Genomic DNA, 1,289 nt, shown 5'->3' with positions numbered 1-1,289 from the left:
GTCGCAACTCCACCCTAGCCGCCAGGTCCGATGGCCACCCCAACTCTACACCCCAGCCAAGGCCGGATTTTCCACCACCTCCGTAGACGCTACCGAACGCCCTTCTCCGACGTGTTTGGCGGAATCGTACCGACTGTACCACGAGGCGGTCACATTGTCGGGCGGTGCTGCAACAGAATAACCTAATAGGTCCGCACCTCAGAGGGACTGCAATCCCTGTCGGCAGGGATCCTGCTGGGCTACCAGCAGGGGCTGTGAGAAATCTACCACGCCAGGGCGTGAAAGGTCTTCCGCCTTGAGCAACAGGGCCGGTGCCGCGGCGCGGGGGGCGCCTGTTGGTAGCCGCAGATTTCAGCCGGGCTCGCCAGAATGAGGCGCAACTAGCGCGATTGTGCTCACGGAAACCTGTAAAACAACACCAAGCCGAGGTGATCGGTTGTTTCTTTGGAATACAACGATGTCCAACAATGTGGCGCCGAAGCCGTTGGCCCTTATTGTCGAAGATGAAGCTTTGGTAGCTCTTTCTATGGAAGATGTTCTTCTACAGTCAGGGTTTGATGTGGTCCTGGCTGCCACTAAACAGGAGGCAATGCAGTACGATGCGCATAGTCTCACTATTCTTATTGTTGATTTGTTCTTGAATGGTGAACTTGCCGGACAGCATATCATCCGATTTTTTCGCCGTACCAGACCGCAGCTACCAGTCGTCGTTGTCACTGGCTTTCATGCAGATGCCCCGCAAGCCAGCCTTCATGGATTAGGAACACCCATCGCTCGTCTCCACAAGCCCGACCATTTGGATGCGCTTGTTCCGGCAGCCTGGACGGCGATCCACCAGGCCGAGTTTGGGGATCATTGGTTGCCGGGCTGCAGCAGCGAATAGGGGGCTGTCGAGAGCATGATCCGTCGGTACAGCGATGCCGGCTGCGACCGGCTTCAGGGTGGTGAATATGGACGAGCCGCAAACCCGTTCACCATAGCCTCGATAACCGGGCCTGGCTGCTCCGGTGGCCGATGAGACTGACCGCGACAGGCTCATAGTCCTGGGCACACGGCTGAGGCGACACTAGCCGTTTTTATTCACCACGGGTCTGCGGGGAGGCTGGCGGACGTGGCGTAAGCTGCTGATTGCGTTTACGAACTCGGGTGTCGAGACCAACCCGCAGCACCGCCAGGCCCTGCCACACCCGCCACGGATGACAATGCGACCGAGCCTTCGGCTTTCCAGCGATCGGCCGCAAGAAAGTGGTCGCCGCCTTCGATGGCGGGCGGCTGACCTCGGATGGCGG

Annotated in this window: 1 protein-coding gene; it reads left to right on the top strand. The window is 59.0% G+C overall.

Translation table 11 applies throughout. The annotated features are described in order from the left end of the window. Positions 1-457: 457 nt before the first annotated feature. Positions 458-883: a response regulator gene (locus EP26_RS34445; protein ID WP_084113207.1), complete on the top strand. Its 426-nt coding sequence runs from the start codon at positions 458-460 to the stop codon at positions 881-883. Positions 884-1,289: the final 406 nt, after the last annotated feature.

Source organism: Belnapia moabensis DSM 16746, assembly GCF_000745835.1.
Taxonomy (GTDB): Bacteria; Pseudomonadota; Alphaproteobacteria; order Acetobacterales; family Acetobacteraceae; genus Belnapia; species Belnapia moabensis.
The sequence above is the reverse complement of the archived record's forward strand: the minus strand, read 5'-3'. Positions and strand labels throughout refer to the sequence as shown.